This is a genomic window from Salicibibacter kimchii, assembly GCF_003336365.1.
Lineage (GTDB): Bacteria > Bacillota > Bacilli > Bacillales > Marinococcaceae > Salicibibacter > Salicibibacter kimchii.
Map to the genome: position 1 here is coordinate 1,103,494 of NZ_CP031092.1, position 15,056 is coordinate 1,118,549.

Annotated in this window: 13 protein-coding genes; 7 read left to right on the forward strand and 6 right to left on the reverse strand. The window is 44.8% G+C overall.

Annotated features, from left to right (window positions below; genetic code table 11):
* Positions 1–266 precede the first annotated feature (266 nt).
* Both DT065_RS05600 and DT065_RS05605 read left to right on the forward strand, forming a co-directional pair.
* Positions 267–446 (forward strand): hypothetical protein, encoded by a 180-nt coding sequence (locus DT065_RS05600; protein WP_114371591.1) that lies wholly within the window; start codon positions 267–269, stop codon positions 444–446.
* Positions 447–736: 290 nt separating this feature from the next.
* Positions 737–2,827, forward strand: coding sequence for a catalase (locus DT065_RS05605; protein WP_114371592.1), 2,091 nt, complete (start codon positions 737–739; stop codon positions 2,825–2,827).
* A 58-nt stretch (positions 2,828–2,885) separates the two neighbouring features.
* Here DT065_RS05605 and DT065_RS05610 read toward each other — a convergent pair whose 3' ends face one another.
* Positions 2,886–3,383, reverse strand: a complete 498-nt coding sequence (locus DT065_RS05610; RefSeq protein WP_114371593.1) for a LysM peptidoglycan-binding domain-containing protein — start codon at positions 3,381–3,383, stop codon at positions 2,886–2,888.
* A gap of 207 nt (positions 3,384–3,590) precedes the next feature.
* On the opposite strand from DT065_RS05610, the gene DT065_RS05615 reads away from it, so the two are divergent.
* Positions 3,591–3,872, forward strand: a complete 282-nt coding sequence (locus DT065_RS05615; protein WP_114371594.1) for a hypothetical protein — start codon at positions 3,591–3,593, stop codon at positions 3,870–3,872.
* Between the two features lie 103 nt (positions 3,873–3,975).
* Here DT065_RS05615 and DT065_RS05620 read toward each other — a convergent pair whose 3' ends face one another.
* Positions 3,976–5,730 (reverse strand): GMC family oxidoreductase, encoded by a 1,755-nt coding sequence (locus tag DT065_RS05620; RefSeq protein WP_114371595.1) that lies wholly within the window; start codon positions 5,728–5,730, stop codon positions 3,976–3,978.
* Positions 5,731–5,925: 195 nt separating this feature from the next.
* On the opposite strand from DT065_RS05620, the gene DT065_RS05625 reads away from it, so the two are divergent.
* A complete protein-coding gene (locus DT065_RS05625) occupies positions 5,926–6,498 on the forward strand; it encodes an NADPH-dependent FMN reductase (RefSeq protein WP_114371596.1) in 573 nt (190 codons plus the stop codon).
* 326 nt (positions 6,499–6,824) lie between these two features.
* Positions 6,825–7,073 (forward strand): DNA primase, encoded by a 249-nt coding sequence (locus tag DT065_RS05630; RefSeq protein WP_114371597.1) that lies wholly within the window; start codon positions 6,825–6,827, stop codon positions 7,071–7,073.
* A gap of 47 nt (positions 7,074–7,120) precedes the next feature.
* On the opposite strand, the gene DT065_RS05635 is transcribed toward DT065_RS05630, so the two are convergent.
* Positions 7,121–7,888, reverse strand: a complete 768-nt coding sequence (locus tag DT065_RS05635) for a gluconate 2-dehydrogenase subunit 3 family protein (protein WP_114371598.1) — start codon at positions 7,886–7,888, stop codon at positions 7,121–7,123.
* A gap of 161 nt (positions 7,889–8,049) precedes the next feature.
* On the opposite strand from DT065_RS05635, the gene DT065_RS05640 reads away from it, so the two are divergent.
* Both DT065_RS05640 and cls read left to right on the forward strand, forming a co-directional pair.
* A complete protein-coding gene (locus DT065_RS05640; protein ID WP_114371599.1) occupies positions 8,050–8,304 on the forward strand; it encodes a hypothetical protein in 255 nt (84 codons plus the stop codon).
* A gap of 257 nt (positions 8,305–8,561) precedes the next feature.
* Positions 8,562–10,004: a cardiolipin synthase gene (gene cls, locus DT065_RS05645; protein ID WP_114371600.1), complete on the forward strand. Its 1,443-nt coding sequence runs from the start codon at positions 8,562–8,564 to the stop codon at positions 10,002–10,004.
* A 458-nt stretch (positions 10,005–10,462) separates the two neighbouring features.
* Here cls and DT065_RS05650 read toward each other — a convergent pair whose 3' ends face one another.
* From DT065_RS05650 to DT065_RS05660, 3 genes are all read right to left on the reverse strand, one after another.
* On the reverse strand, positions 10,463–12,064 hold the full coding sequence (locus tag DT065_RS05650) for a long-chain fatty acid--CoA ligase (RefSeq protein ID WP_114371601.1): 1,602 nt from the start codon (positions 12,062–12,064) through the stop codon (positions 10,463–10,465).
* 6 nt (positions 12,065–12,070) lie between these two features.
* Positions 12,071–13,222 carry a CaiB/BaiF CoA transferase family protein gene (locus DT065_RS05655; RefSeq protein ID WP_114371602.1) on the reverse strand — a complete coding sequence of 384 codons (1,152 nt, stop codon included), beginning with the start codon at positions 13,220–13,222 and terminating at the stop codon, positions 12,071–12,073.
* A gap of 128 nt (positions 13,223–13,350) precedes the next feature.
* Positions 13,351–14,985 carry a BCCT family transporter gene (locus tag DT065_RS05660; protein WP_114371603.1) on the reverse strand — a complete coding sequence of 545 codons (1,635 nt, stop codon included), beginning with the start codon at positions 14,983–14,985 and terminating at the stop codon, positions 13,351–13,353.
* Positions 14,986–15,056: the final 71 nt, after the last annotated feature.

A 15,056-nucleotide genomic window follows, 5' to 3' on the forward strand; every position in this document is an offset into this window, starting at 1 on the left:
ATGAAAAAATGAATCAATAGTCACTGGTAACATTGATAATTAAAGATTAGCACTAGTCATTTGGTTTGTCAATTTATAGGTACAAAGTTGTGTTAATGATGATCTGCATCAATATTTCTTTCATTTCCTACTAATAAAATATGTTTGATGAAAAATAACAGATCCCACACTGTGCTAGCCAAACGAAGAGAACTGCTTACATATGTGATAAAATAATATTGGTATTCGTTGCTGTGATCGCTAAACTACGTATAGGAGTATATTCCATGAAAAGAAGAATTATCTCTCTGTCGGCAATGTTCATCGCTTTTTTCTTACTGTTGTTGATGATGAATAACGTTTATGGTTTAGCCCCTCTCTATCTCGTGCTTTTTCTGGTTTTTTTAGTTACGGGGGTTACCTTAGAAATGAAGAACTTTTTAAATGAAATGTCCAAGCGCGGATAAACTGTAGCTTGCAATACTTTAGAAGACTTTTTTTATTTCTCCCGGTTTTATGGAAAAAAATCGGGCCCTTTTATGGTATTGTCTTTACTTTGGTAGCTTCCTTCGTTTTCTCCCCCCTCATTTTTCATAATATTCGCCCTATTAGTGCCAAAACATTATCCTTTCTCCCGTTCTATGCTCCCCATCTTTTATGTGAAACCCGTTATGCTCTGCAATCCTGCTTCTAATTTAGAAATAAAATACATATGTATCCAAATGAATGATAAACCGAGAGAACGGGAGGTCGTTCCATGGATGATTACAATACAGACGATCCGTCATCGCGATACCAAAAACCGGTAAGTGGTGATCGCAAAGATGAACAGTTGAACCAATACCGGGCAAGAAACACAGGCAAAGGCAAGAAAATGACTGATGATAATGGGATAAGGGTTTCGAATGACCGGACAACATTAAGGGCAGGAAGACGTGGTCCGCTCACGTTTAATGACTTTCATTTTTACAAAAAACAGTCCCATTTCAGCCGTGAACGCATACCAGAAAAAGTCGTTCACGCCAGGGGCTTCGGGGTCTACGGAGAATTTGAAACATATAAGTCGCTGAGGCATCTCACCCATGCACATTTTCTGGGAGAAGCGGGACGAAAAACGCCTTTGTTTATTCGATTTTCCAACTTTACGGGAAATAAAGGGTCGAAGGATACAGCTGTTGATATTCGCGGTTTTGCAGTTAAATTTTACACAGAAGAAGGCAATTATGATTCGTTGTCTCTCCAATTTCCGGTTTTTATTCTTGCCGATGCCATGAAGTTTATGGATTTGGCCCATGCAGCTAAACAGAATCCGGTTACAGATGTTCCACAAGCGACAACCGCACACGATAATTTTTGGGATTATGTCGCCAATAATCAGGAATCCGCTCATATGGTCATGTGGTTGATGTCGATGCGTGGCCGTCCGAGAAGCTGGCGGATGATGGAAGCTTGGCCGATCAATACGTTCCGATTCATTAACGAAGAAGGAAAATCGACCTTTGTCCGCTTTAAATGGGAGCCTAAACTTGGCGTTCATTCATTGTTATTGGATGAAGCAAATGTGATCGGAGGGGTTGATCCGGACTTTCACCGCCGGGACATCATCGAAGCGATTAAAAAGGGCGCGTACCCTGAATATGAACTCGGGATACAGTTGATTGCCGAGGAAGATGAATTTAAATATGACTTTGATGTTTTGGATGATACTAAACTTTGGCCGGAAGAAGACATTCCTGTTCAACCGATCGGTAAAATGACGTTAAATCGGCTCGTCGATAATTTCTTTGCAGAAGATGAACAGTCGGTCCTTGACCCCGCCAATATTGTGCCGGGCATTGACTTCACGCATGATCCCGTTTTACAGGGAAGGGCCTTTGCGTACAGGGATACAGAATTACATCGACAAAATTCAGCGAATATTGAAGATATCCCGGTGAACAGACCGATTGCAGAAAGGAACTTTAACCTTCGGGATAGCTTTCAAAGGCACCGGATCGATGTTGATCCCGTACACTACCATGAAAATTCGCTAGCTGGAAATACACCGGCTGAAGCGTCTCTTGAAGAAGGTGGATATTTCAATTATCCCGGGGAAGTGGAAGGACATTTGACGCGGAACGTCCCAAGCGATTCGTTTCTTGATTTCTTTTCACAGGCAAGGCTGTTTTGGAACAGCTTATCCCCTGTTGAAAAACAAGACCTTATCGAAACGTTTAATTTTCACCTGGGCTATGTCCAAAGCAAATCGGTAAGGCAGCAAAACGTGGAAATGTGGGCAAACGTTGATCGAGAGATGGCCTGTGAAATTGCCGACAATATCGGTGTTGAACGTCCCAAAGGTACCCATGTCCCGGTAACAAAAAGCTCGCCGGCGCTGAGTCAAGCAAACACGCCCCATTATGCTTATACACAAAAAGTTGCGGTTTTAATCGGGGACGGATTTAGCGGCAGCGAAATAAGAAATGGGATTGATTTACTTTACGAATATGGTGTTTTTGTTGAGTTCGTCAGTGATAAACTTGGTACAGTCACAGGTGACGACGGGACGAAAATCGATATAGATTCCACGTTTACGACCAAGTACTCTGTCTTGTTCGACTCTTTCTATGTCGTCGGCGGACATTCAGATAATGGGGATCAATTCCATCAAAATATCATCGATTTCATAAAGGAAGCGTATGAACAATATAAACCTATTGGTATTGCAACGGCTGCAACAGACTATTTTCTGAAGGCCGATATAAGGAACTTGCCCGGGGTCGTTTTTGCTACAAGCAATCCTAACTTTGGGCATGAATTTGTTTCCGCCATCGCTCAACAACGTTTTTGGCGTCGCTCCCATTGGTAAATGAATGAAGGGAAATAACGATGCTTATTTCCCTGTTTGCTTCCGTGCACCTCTGGCATCACGGCACGAGCAATCCATATCCTGCAGGCAGGACGGTGGGAGAAAAACCGGGACGCCGTTGGTTCAACTGTATAATGACCTGCGCGGATACCCCAAGCGCTTGACTGATATTAAATAATGAATCGCCGGTACTGACCGCAAATACATGGATTGGCACCTCAATAAGTTGGAAGGACTGCAGGCCGTCCGCGTTCGCCAACTGGGGATTGGCATTGATAAGGTTTTGGAGCGGGATTGAAAAATCTTGAGCAATCCCATGCAAAGTGTCGCCGGGCTGAACGACATATAAAACGCGACTTTGTGCATTGATTGAATCCGGTACCGGCGCAATCACCCACTGCCCCGGATAAATGCCTTGCGGCTCAAGAAATGGTGGAAAAATGCCGTTTATGTGCAACACTCCCGGCACATTGCTACCCAAACGATTCGCAATTGTATAAAGCGTATCGTTTGGATGAACGGTGTACACGGTATATGTTCCTCTAACGACCGGCATGTTCAGTTCCTCCTCGCAATAATATCTTTTATTACGATAAGCAATGCAGGCTCGTGGGTGCTTGGATTATCATATTTTTTAATTTCATTCTTTATAAACGAGTCTATTGTATGATTTTTTCGTTCAAAAAATGTTTTATCAATAACGAACATGGGTAGTAGAGATGAACAGCAATTAGCGAGGGGCTGAGTTAAAGGAGTTTTCAGGGTGAATATGAGGGTCAAACATTTTATAATGGCGACGAAACGACATATGAGTCAAGGACTCTTTGTGTGGAACGAAAAAATAAGGGCTGATCCATGGCAAATGTTGAAACTTGAAAGCATACAAGAAATAGAGAATCGCGTTCATCAATCCCAACAAAATATAGAAACCGGTGTGTACTTATCAACAATCACTGATTATATGTATGAATGCCGGCGATTTTTACCGGAAAACCATGCCGATCAATTAGAAACCTTTTTGCTCAAACGCTACGGGATAGAATAGAAAAGAAAACACTACGAAAAACCGGTGACTGCAGCGATAATCCCAATGGTTGTTGTCCTTATTCAATAGCAGATGCTGCTGCCTTCAAGCAGCAGCATCTTCGTTAAGCTTTCCGTTGTTCAGCCCTCCCGTTTTTTTCCTTCACAAGCAATCCGCCGCCATTGTCCAAGTATTGCTCGATTCCTTCGGCAGCACGGTATGCCAGTGCTCCGACAGTTCCCGTGGGATTATAATTGCCAAAGTGGGGAAATGCGGATGCGCCTACCACGAACAAGTTTTCAGCGTCCCACATCTGTAAGTAACTATTTACCGCTGATGTGTCAGGGTCATCTCCCATAATGACGCCGCCTGCGTAGTGGCCACCTGTATAAACATTATCAAAGTTCTCCGGGATTTCATCGACATCAATAATGTCTGCATCCATTTCTTCCATGACCTCTTCACATATCTCAAGGCCATAGCGCATAAGGTTACGATCTTGATCGGTATATTCGTTCGTCACACGAAGAAGTGGGTCTCCATATATATCCGTATAGGTCGGGTCAAGATCCATATAGTTGAAAGACCATGGTAGTGTTCCTACCTGGAACATTAAATATAAGTTTCTGTTTGCGTAGAACAAGGAATTCTCTTTAAATTCCCGCCCCCAATTAGGTGTTCCTTCGGGGATATTATTACTCTCAATCGGCCGCTCTCCATATTGCCTAATTTCGACTTCTCCACCATGTAAAAAATCTAAATCGGTATGGTCCACATAATCACCGCTAAAATCATCAAAACATGCGCCTAATGCACCTGCCCCCATATAAATATTAAACTTATCATCATTAAAGAAGCCTCTTGCACCAAGCTTCGACAAGGAATGGATGGTAAAATTCTTGCCGATTACGCCTTCTCCCGTTTCAGGATTATAAGGAGTACCAATTTCTGAGAGCAGTAAAAGACGAGTATTTGTAAATGTAAAACCAGCGAGAACGACAACATCTGCCGGTTGTTCATATTCCTGACCGGTGGTTGTATCTACATACACTACACCTGTTGCCTGCTCTCCATCATAATTAACACGCGTAACGTGCGCTCTTGCTCGTAGTTCAAAATTTCCCGTTTCCTGAGCAGCAGGAAGCACCGTTACAAGTGGATCACCTTTAGCTCCGTAATCACAACCATATGCATTGCAAAAAGCACAATATTGGCATTGCGCAATGAATTGCCCATCCGGATTTTCGTAGTTTTCCGTGATGTTTGCTGAAGGCATCATGTAAGGGTGATAACCAAGGTTGTCGGCTGCTTCATTAAATAGGCGTATATTCCGCGTTTCAACCATTGGCGGGTTCGGATATTCATCTGACCGATCCGGTCCAAGCGGGCTGGGCTCCCCCGAAATCCCCGCGGTTTTTTCATATCGATCGTAATATTCCTCTAATTCATCATAGGTAATGCCCCAATCTTGAAGCGTCATTCCTTCCGGAATTTTCTCCTCCCCATAGCGATCGACCGTTTGACTGTAAATCTCAAAGTCATAGGGAAGAAACCTAAACGTTGCCCCGGACCAATGTACACTTCCGCCCCCTTCGTCGTTGCCAACAATCATGTCATCCTGCGTTCGCACAGGCAAGGCGGTGATGTCTCGTTTGTGACGTGACGTGATCGTCTCCTTGGATAAATTTTGCATCATTTCATAACGTGTGGAAAAACGCAGTTCATCTTTCACATGAATATAATCATCGATCGATTTTTCCTCCCCCCGTTCAAGGCAAACAACTTCATGACCGGCCTTCGCCATTTCTGCACTGACAATGCCGCCTGCCCATCCGCTACCTACAACGAGGACCTCTACTTTATCTAATTGTGTTGGCACATGATCCCTCCTGAGAGTAAAAAATACTTATGGATAGTGTTTCACAAAAGGAGTTGGACATGCATAATTTTTCTATTTATGGATAAAAATTTTTTTCATGCCTCCATAAGCAAATGGATTGCATTTGCTCTCCTCTGCAGTTAAAATACTTTATGTAAAGATAAATTATTCTAGGATATTTAGGGAGGAACCATCGTGTTAAAAATAGGAATTATTAACGGAAGTGTGCGTCAAGGTCGAAATGCCGAAGCTGTGACCGATTGGATCTACGATTTTGCCCAGGATCGTAATGACAATGTCGAATATGAAATCGTGGATCTTATCAATTATGACTTGCCAATGTTGGGGGCAGCAGTTCCGGAAGAAAACCAAGAGAAAGTTAACGCTACGATGAATGCTTGGTCTGAAAAAATGGCCTCATTTGATGGATTCGTTTTTGTTACACCTGAATACAATCACGCGGTCGGCGGGGCATTAAAAAATGCTTTGGACTATTTAAACCCAGAGCTTAACAACAAAGCAGCCGGTTTTGTCGGATATGGTGGATTGGGCGGTGTACGGGCCCACGAAAATATGCGTCTCATTCTTGGCGAATTACAAGTCGCTGACGTACGCACCGCCGTTAACTTCTCAATCATGACTGACTTTGAAAACTTTAGTGAATTCAAACCGGCCGATTACCATGCAAATAACGCAAATGAAATGCTTGACCAGGTTCAAGCTTGGAGCCGTGCATTAAAAACGGTCCGTCAGGAAACAACTGTTTAAGCCATCAACGAAGACATGCACGCATCATCAAATAGATAGAAAAAATCGTCCGTTTTATGGAAACGGGCGGTTTTTTATGGAGATCAAAGGGGCTGAAGGGGCTTCCGACCTAAAATGGCGGTTCATGGCGACCGAATTTGGACTTCTAACCCGCGTTCGGGCTTCATGCGAATGACGGTTTCCCTTCGTCGATCTTTTTGTGTACGCCTTTCATTTATTTTCCCTTCCATATCCGTTATTTTATCTCGTATGTGAACGAAAGGTAATGGAGACACTTATTTTATAGGCATTATTTTGAAAAGATACAGGGAAGGAGGATTGATAAAATGAATAAACAATTACTATACATCTCCTTGTCATGTATATTTGCATTCAATTTGTTAAGTGCTTGCAATGGCGAGGCTCCTGAAGACGATGAGATGAATGGGGATTCCGAGGCCGAGGAAAATTTGGGCGGCGATGACTTGGATGAAGATGTGGAAGATGAAGGAATCGATGAAGAAGAAGATCCCGAGGCAGACCCTGAAGATGAAGGCGACGACCAAAATAATGAAGATGAAATCTATAGCAATTAGGCAAGCAAATTATTTAAGCCTGTGAAAAAATATTCACAGGCTTTTGCTTAATGATGGTCCCTTAAACTTAAAGGTTCCATCTCCACAAATTCTTCACTGTCAATGACATCAATGTAAGCGGGCTGGGCGCCTGGAAATTCTCTCATGCGCCAACCATCCATGTTTTTATTTCCCCCGTAGAGAGGATCCGAATAAACACCTTCAATCGTTGCTTGCCTAAGCAGTGAAAAAAACATCGCTGATGACACGCCGTCCATATCTACTTCATCATTATCAAAGGCACTGAGAATCTCGTTTTGTTGTTCTTCTTCCAGATCATCAAAATTTTCTCCGAATTGTTCATCACTGACATCATTGATGCGCCGGACACCCTGCGTAAAAATCTCGCCTCTCGTCATCGCCGACTGATACCCTTGTTCCGGTTCTCCTTCTTGGAAAGGTCCGCTCATGTATTCTTTTGCGTTAAGCCCCCATTGGCCGGCTAATTGTTTATCAATAAAATATGGCGCACCTAAAGCAATCGCTCCCGGCCCGTTATCATCTTCGGGAAAAATCCTCTCTGTCGCCGCGGTTAATACGTTAAAATCCGCGTCACGGCTGAAAAACATTCTCGCTTGATCAAAATCATTCGTCTCTTCCCCTTCATCTGTTGCCCCGCCGGTATCCGTTTGTGTTTGCCATTGGTTTCCAAGAATGCCGCCAAGCAACCCACCGCCGACAATACCGCCGGTGACGAGCCCGGTGTTTTTAATAAATGTACGGCGACTGATCCCTTCCCCCTTGGCGTTATTATCTGTGTTATTATTATCCGCCATATGTTCACTCCTTTATTTTGTAGGTTTTATAAGTAGATTGGTTTGTAGTATGTGTAGTTTTGTTAAAATCATACATCTAAGCCAAGATTTATTTAAAAGATACATGAAACCAACGGTGTAGGTAAAACTGAAAGTACCTGAAAAAAAGGAGGGCATCCATCATGGGCAAAAAAGCATTGTACGGAGCTTCATCCGGCATGTTGGCCATCGCATTAATTGCCGCATGCAATGGGGGTGACGGCGTAGATAACAGTGATATGAACGATGACATGCAAAACAATCGAGGCGACGAACCGCAAGACGTGGAAGATATCAATATGGAAAACGATCGGCATGACGGGGCCGAAGCGCCTGAACAATCGCCGAAAGATGTTATCAATAAAAAAATTGAACAGAATCAAGAGAATGCGCATTAATTGTAGACTCTGTGAGCGGGAAGGAGAAGGTTCTCCTTCCCAGCACAGGTATACATTTGAAGTTGTCATTCCCCGTGTAATGCCGCTCTACCAGTATTATTACCCCTCTACGCTTGTTTTCGAACACTTCCTATTTTTCCCTTCTTAGCTGCGCAACATTAAAATCCCCCAGTGCTAAATTTCCGGCAACGCTCCCTCTCCGTTCGTTTAAATCAAACATTTCAAGGGGATAGGTTTAGGGGAAGGGACGATGATGTATGTCTTGGACAGGATTGCTGATTATTAGTGTTTTAATTTTAAATATCTTTCTTGGCTTTATCATTCTTTTTCAGGAGCGTAAAAGTGCCCAAGCTACGTGGGCGTGGCTGATGGTTCTCTTCTTCTTGCCTGTGATTGGACTGATCCTTTATTTTATCTTTGGGAGAGAACTGAAAAACAACCCTTGGAATGAAAATGCCCTGTTTAAAACGGATGCGTTGCTTCACCATCAGCGAGAGGTCTTTTCAGAACAGATGCCCACTCGACATGCACCGAAATTTGAAGGGCTAGAGAGTTTAATTTATATGCACCTTACCTACAGCTATGCACCGGTGACGTATGCCCACTCGATTGATGTATTAACAGACGGCAAAGAGAAATTTGGAGCGTTATTTGCTGATATCCGTTCAGCACGTGCATACATTCATCTGCAATACTTCTCTATTGATCCCGATGATTTTGGGAAAACGTTCATCCGGTTGCTGACTGAAAAAGTGGAGCAGGGCGTAGAGGTGATGCTGCTTGTTGATGGGCTCGGCTCTTTTAAGCTAACGAATCGCTCTTTAAACGATTATCTGAATGCCGGCGGCAAAGTGAGGAGATTCTTCCCCCCGAGGTCCATATTCACATATGGCAGCCTCAATCACCGCAACCACCGCAAGCTAGGAGTGATTGACGGGGACATCGCCTACATGGGCGGCTTTAATATTGGCGATAAGTACACGACCGAAAACGACAAACTTGGGTATTGGCGTGATTCCCACTTGCGTCTCACAGGAAGTGCCGTTCATCATCTCCATGACCAGTTTATTTCCGATTGGAATAAAGGGAGAAAATTTGCAGCTCGTGATTTCCTTGACGCTCAAGTGCCCGTTTCCTCCTCTCTAAAGAGCGGCATCCCGATGCAAATTGTGGCAAGCGGGCCAGGCCTTGAGCAAAATCAAGTGAAAAACGGATTTGTACGAATGATTCAAAAAGCCAAGCACTATATCTACATCCAAACGCCTTATTTTATTCCTGACCTTGGTCTGTTCGACAGCTTGCGTGTCGCCATCTTGAGCGGCGTCGATGTCAGAATTATGATTCCGAATAAACCCGATCACCCTTTTATTTATTGGGCGACCTATTTTTATATCGGCGAGCTTATTAAAGTTGGCGCCACTGTATACATTTACAATCACGGGTTTCTTCATTCAAAAACGATGGTCGTTGATGATCAAATAAGCACACTCGGGACCACCAATATGGATGAGAGAAGTGTCAGCCTAAACTTCGAGGTCAACACATTTATGTATGATGAGGCGATAGCTTCACGCATGAAAGAAACATTTTGGCATGATCTCAACCATTGCCACGAACTGACGCTTGAAGCGTATGAGCAACGTTCTACATGGATTCGTATAAAAGAAAACTTCTCCAAGTTGCTGTCTCCGTTATTATAGGATTTATTAGACGCAGATGCACTTCGGCTTTTCAGCACTCCTATGCTCGTATTTTATGCCAATGCTGTGCTTTCTTCGGCATAATTGCTGCGATTCGCTTCCTTTTCATGCCGAAGCCAAGCATGCTTCGGCTTTCGAGCATGCCTTTGCCCTCCTTTCATGCCAATGCCGTCCTTTCTTCGGCATATTCGTTGCTTTACGCCCCCCTTCCATGCCGATGCCTTGGGTGTTTCGGGCCCCACACTGGTGCATATTCGTTAAATGACCCCCCACACCCTTGAGTCATCGATTGTTTTGCATAGGGCGGGCAATTCAAACAAACATCTAGATTTTGGTGCTATAACTGAAGGGACCACTTATTTTAGCCATTTCGCACTAGCACGAAGATCACGAAGATCGGAGCGAACGAAAGAAACGTAAAAAGGCAGAGCCTCTAGAAGCCCTGCCTTTTTCTTCGTTTATTGTTTTACCTTCTCCCGCAATGCTCGTTTCAAAAATTTTCCTACTGATGTTTTCGGAATCTCATCCATAAAGATGACATCGTCGGGAAGCCACCATTTGGCAAATTGCGGTCGAAGATAGTCGATCACATCATCTTTTGACATCGATGCTTTATCGGCATCCCTGACAACCACACAGGCCACGGGGCGTTCTTGCCATTTCGGATCGGCGACGGCAACTACTGCCGCTTCCTGTACAGCATCATGTGCCATGATCGCGTTTTCCAGTTCAACGGACGAAATCCACTCGCCCCCGCTTTTGATCAAATCTTTCGTGCGGTCGACGATGTTGATGGATCCCTCCTCATCAATGGTCACAACATCCCCGGTGTGTAGCCATCCATCTTGAAACGCTTCCGCGCTCCGCTCATCGTTATGATATTCATCGGCAATCCATGGGCCGCGAATGAGCAGTTCGCCCATGTCCTCCCCGTCCCATTGGATGTCGCCATTTTCATTGATGGCTTTGATATCGATGCCCGGGACCGCCATTCCCTGTTTCGAGCGAATATCCAATTGGTCATCTTGAGGAAGGTCCTGTTGGTAGGATTTTAGGCGGGCTAGGGTCACCAGAGGCGTCGTTTCCGTCATCCCGTAAGCATGAATGAAAGGAATGTTATATTCCTTTTCAAACTTCTCGATCATCCCTTTCGGCGCCGCGGAGCCACCGCAAAGTACTGCCCGCAAGCTGCTCATGTCGTAACTCTCCTGCTCTAGCACTTGCAAAACACCGAGCCAAATCGTTGGAACACCGGCGGTGATCGTTACATTTTCATTTTGAATCAGTTCCACCAACAACTTGGGCGTAACATTCGGTCCGGGCAACACTAACTTGGAGCCAAACCAAGTGGCCGCAAATGGCATACCCCACGCGTTGACATGAAACATGGGAACGACAGGCATGCTTACATCGTTCTCGGAGGCTGCGGCCGAATCTGCCAGCCCGATGGAAAATGTGTGCAGCCTAATCCCGCGATGGGTATAAGTCACCCCTTTCGGCAACCCGGTCGTCGCCGATGTATAGCACATGGCCGCCGGTTCATTTTCATCGATATCCTTTAAAAATTCATGCGCTTCGTCACCGTCACGAATGAGTGATTCATAAGAATACAACGGCTCAAGCGATGTTTCAGGAAGCTCATCTTTGTCGGTCATCACCACATAAGAATGAACGGATGTGAGCTTATCCTTGACCCGTTCGATCAAAGGCAGCAAGTCTTCATCGATGAGAAGCACACGATCTTCGGCATGATTAATCACGTGCACGAGATGTTCTTCCGGAAGGCGAATGTTGATCATGTGTACAACCGCGCCCATGCCGGGAATGCCAAAATAAGCTTCAAGATGACGATGATGATTCCACGCGAATGTTCCGACGCGTTCTCCTCTTTGCACCCCTAATTGTTCAAGGGCACTCGCCAACGCGCGCGTCCGTTTGCCAATGTCTTTGTACGTCAATCGGTGCGTGGTATCTAGCGTTCGTGAGACTACTTCCTTTTTCGGAAAATAAGCCTCTGCCCGTTCCAACATCGGCGCGATCGTTAAAGGTGTGTTCATCATTCGGCATCATCCTTTACTATAATTTTTTTCATCCCCGAGCTCTTGTAACAATTCATCTGTATGTTCTCCGAGTTTCGGTGCTATTGAACGGATGGAGGGACGGCTTTCCGATAGTTTAATGGGAAAACCAATGTGCTGTACCTCCCCAACCGTCGGATGTTTATCGGTTTGTATCATCCTCCTTTCCTTCACTTGCGGATCATGTCTGACCTCCTCCATTGTCCATAACGGAGCGACGCAAGCGTCTTCGCCTTCGAAAATTTCCAACCACTCTGATAATTCTTTTTGCGAAATAACCTCTTGAACTTCAGCTTTCATGCGGTGCTGTTCCGCGACCGGAGCGTTAATATGGGGGATTAAGGTTTCTTTTCCGATGCCTTCGCAAAACGTTTTCCAAAATTTCGGCTCCAAAGCTCCGACCGACAACCAACGTCCATCTTTCGTTTCATACACTTCATAACAAGCATTTCGGCCGGCAAGCGGTAATTCTCCCTTTTGAACCGTATGTTCTCGAACAAAATATTCCGGAAGAATCGTTTGCAACCAGGCGATGACTCCGTCTAACATGGAAACATCCACCATTTGCCCGCGCCCCGTCTTTTTTTTCTCCAACAACGCGAGCAAAATGCCTACCACGGCAGGCAAGGCACCTCCACCAATGTCGGCGATTTGAACAGATGGAATCGTCGGTTTTTCGTTTGTTTCTCCCATTAAATGGAGAATGCCCGCGTAACTCAAATAATTTATATCATGCCCGGATTTATTGGCGTATGGCCCGGTTTGCCCATAGCCGGTGATCGCACAATAGACGAGGCCGGGATTGATGTCTTTCAATGTTTCATAGCCGATGCCCAGTTTTTCCATTACCTGCGGCCGAAAGGACTCGATCACCACATCAGCCGTCGCCGCCAGTTTCAGAAACGCCTCTTTCTCCGCTTCCTTTTTCAGATTGAGAGTGATGCTCTTTTTATTTCGATTTAATGAATGAAAAAGCGCGCCGTTTTTGTCAACTTTTGGCGGCATGACACGGGCGTAATCGCCGATTTGTGTTTCTTCTATTTTAATAACCTCTGCGCCATAATCAGCAAGCATCATCGTCGCGTATGGACCCGGTAAAAGACGTGTGAGATCAAGGACTCGAATTCCATTGAGCGTCATAGCCATTCGCTCCCTTTATTCAATTTATATGTAAGCGTTGTCATTCCCTTTTTATTATCGTAGCAGTTTGGAGACAAATGGACAAGAAAAAATACAGCCTAAGGTCAGGCTGTATTTTTAAGGCAATCTTATTGTTTTTCTTCTCCTTCAATCTCAACATCTTCATCAGGCAGCGATTTTTCGAACTCCTCGCGTTTTTCCTCCAGTTCACGTCTAGATTCTTCTTGATAATCGGGTTCAAACTCGCGTTGTTTGCTCTCCAGGCGTAAAATGTCATATTCGCTGCTTAACGCTTTTATAAGTGAAATTCCCATCAGTATGACGACAACAGCGAATGGGAAGGCGGCGATCAGCATCGCCATTTCCAATGCCTGTAAACCACCGGAGAACAATAGCACTGCTGCCGTACCGGAAAGGATCAATCCCCAGATCACTTTCACGTTTACAGTCGGATTTAATCTTCCCCCGGTTGTCAGCATGCCGAGCACAAATGTGGCTGAATCGGCAGACGTTATAAAGAACGAGGAAATGAGCAGTACCGCAAGTCCGATCACGATGACATCCATTGGCATCGTTTCAAGGAAGGCAAATAAGGCGACTTCCTCACCTTCAGACGTTACCAATTCATATAAGGCACCTCCGCTGGCATTATCCGCTTCAATGCCCGCGACACCGAAGATCGCAAACCAAATCGCACTGAATATAACGGGAACTGCCGTTACTCCGAGCACAAATTCTCGAATCGTCCTTCCGCGTGATACACGAGCAATAAATGTCCCCACAAACGGAGACCAGCCAATCCACCAAGCCCAATAAAAGAGGGTCCAAGCATTAAGAAATTCTCGCTCGCCGGTAAAGGCATTCATGCTAAATGTCATGGATGGTAGATTTTGTATATAATTCCCCATCGTGGTCATAAACGAGTCGAGCATCTGAACCGTTGACCCGAGAATGAAAACGAACACCATCAATCCAATCGCAACAACGATATTCGCCCAGCTTAAATAGCGAATCCCGCGATTGATACCGGTACTCGCTGATAGAAGAAACAAAATGGTCACGATAAAAATAACAAGTAACTGCGTTAAAATATTGTTTTCAAAACCGTCAAAAGTAAAGCTCAAACCTGCGGTAATCTGTGTCGCGCCCAGGCCGAGTGACGTGGCGATCCCAAATATGGTGGCGAATACAGCCAACACATCGATGCTATGTCCGAGTCCGCCTTTGGCTCGATCCCCGATTAGCGGGGTGAAAGCGGAACTGATCAGCGCCGGCGCCTGATGCCTAAATTTAAAGTAAGCAAGAGTTAGCGCAACAACTGCATATGTAGCCCAAGGATGAAAGCCCCAGTGGAACAGCGTGTATTGAAGTGATTCTTCCGCAGCAGGCACAGTTCCCCCATCCGCATTTGGCGGGGAATAATAATGCGTCAGCGGTTCAGCCACCCCGAAGAAGACCAATCCGACCCCCATTCCGGCGGTAAATAGAAAGGCGAACCATGTAAAATAACTATATTCTGGCTTCTCATCCGGTTTCCCTAGTTTAATCCTCCCATAGGGACCAACTACCAAAAAGATAGCGAATATCACGAAACCGGTCGTAGCCAATAGGTAAAACCATCCAAAATTATTAGCTATAAAACCATCAATGGCTCCTAATACGGCATCAACATTGTCGGGCAAAAAGCTGCCCCATATAATGAAAACAGCAGCAAGGAACAATGCTACCCAAAAAACAACGGTTAACTTATTGTTTTTTTTCATACTATAACCTCCTCGTTTTAGTATGCTGAAAACTGTCGCCAGTATAACATTTTCATAAAAACTTTCAAGAA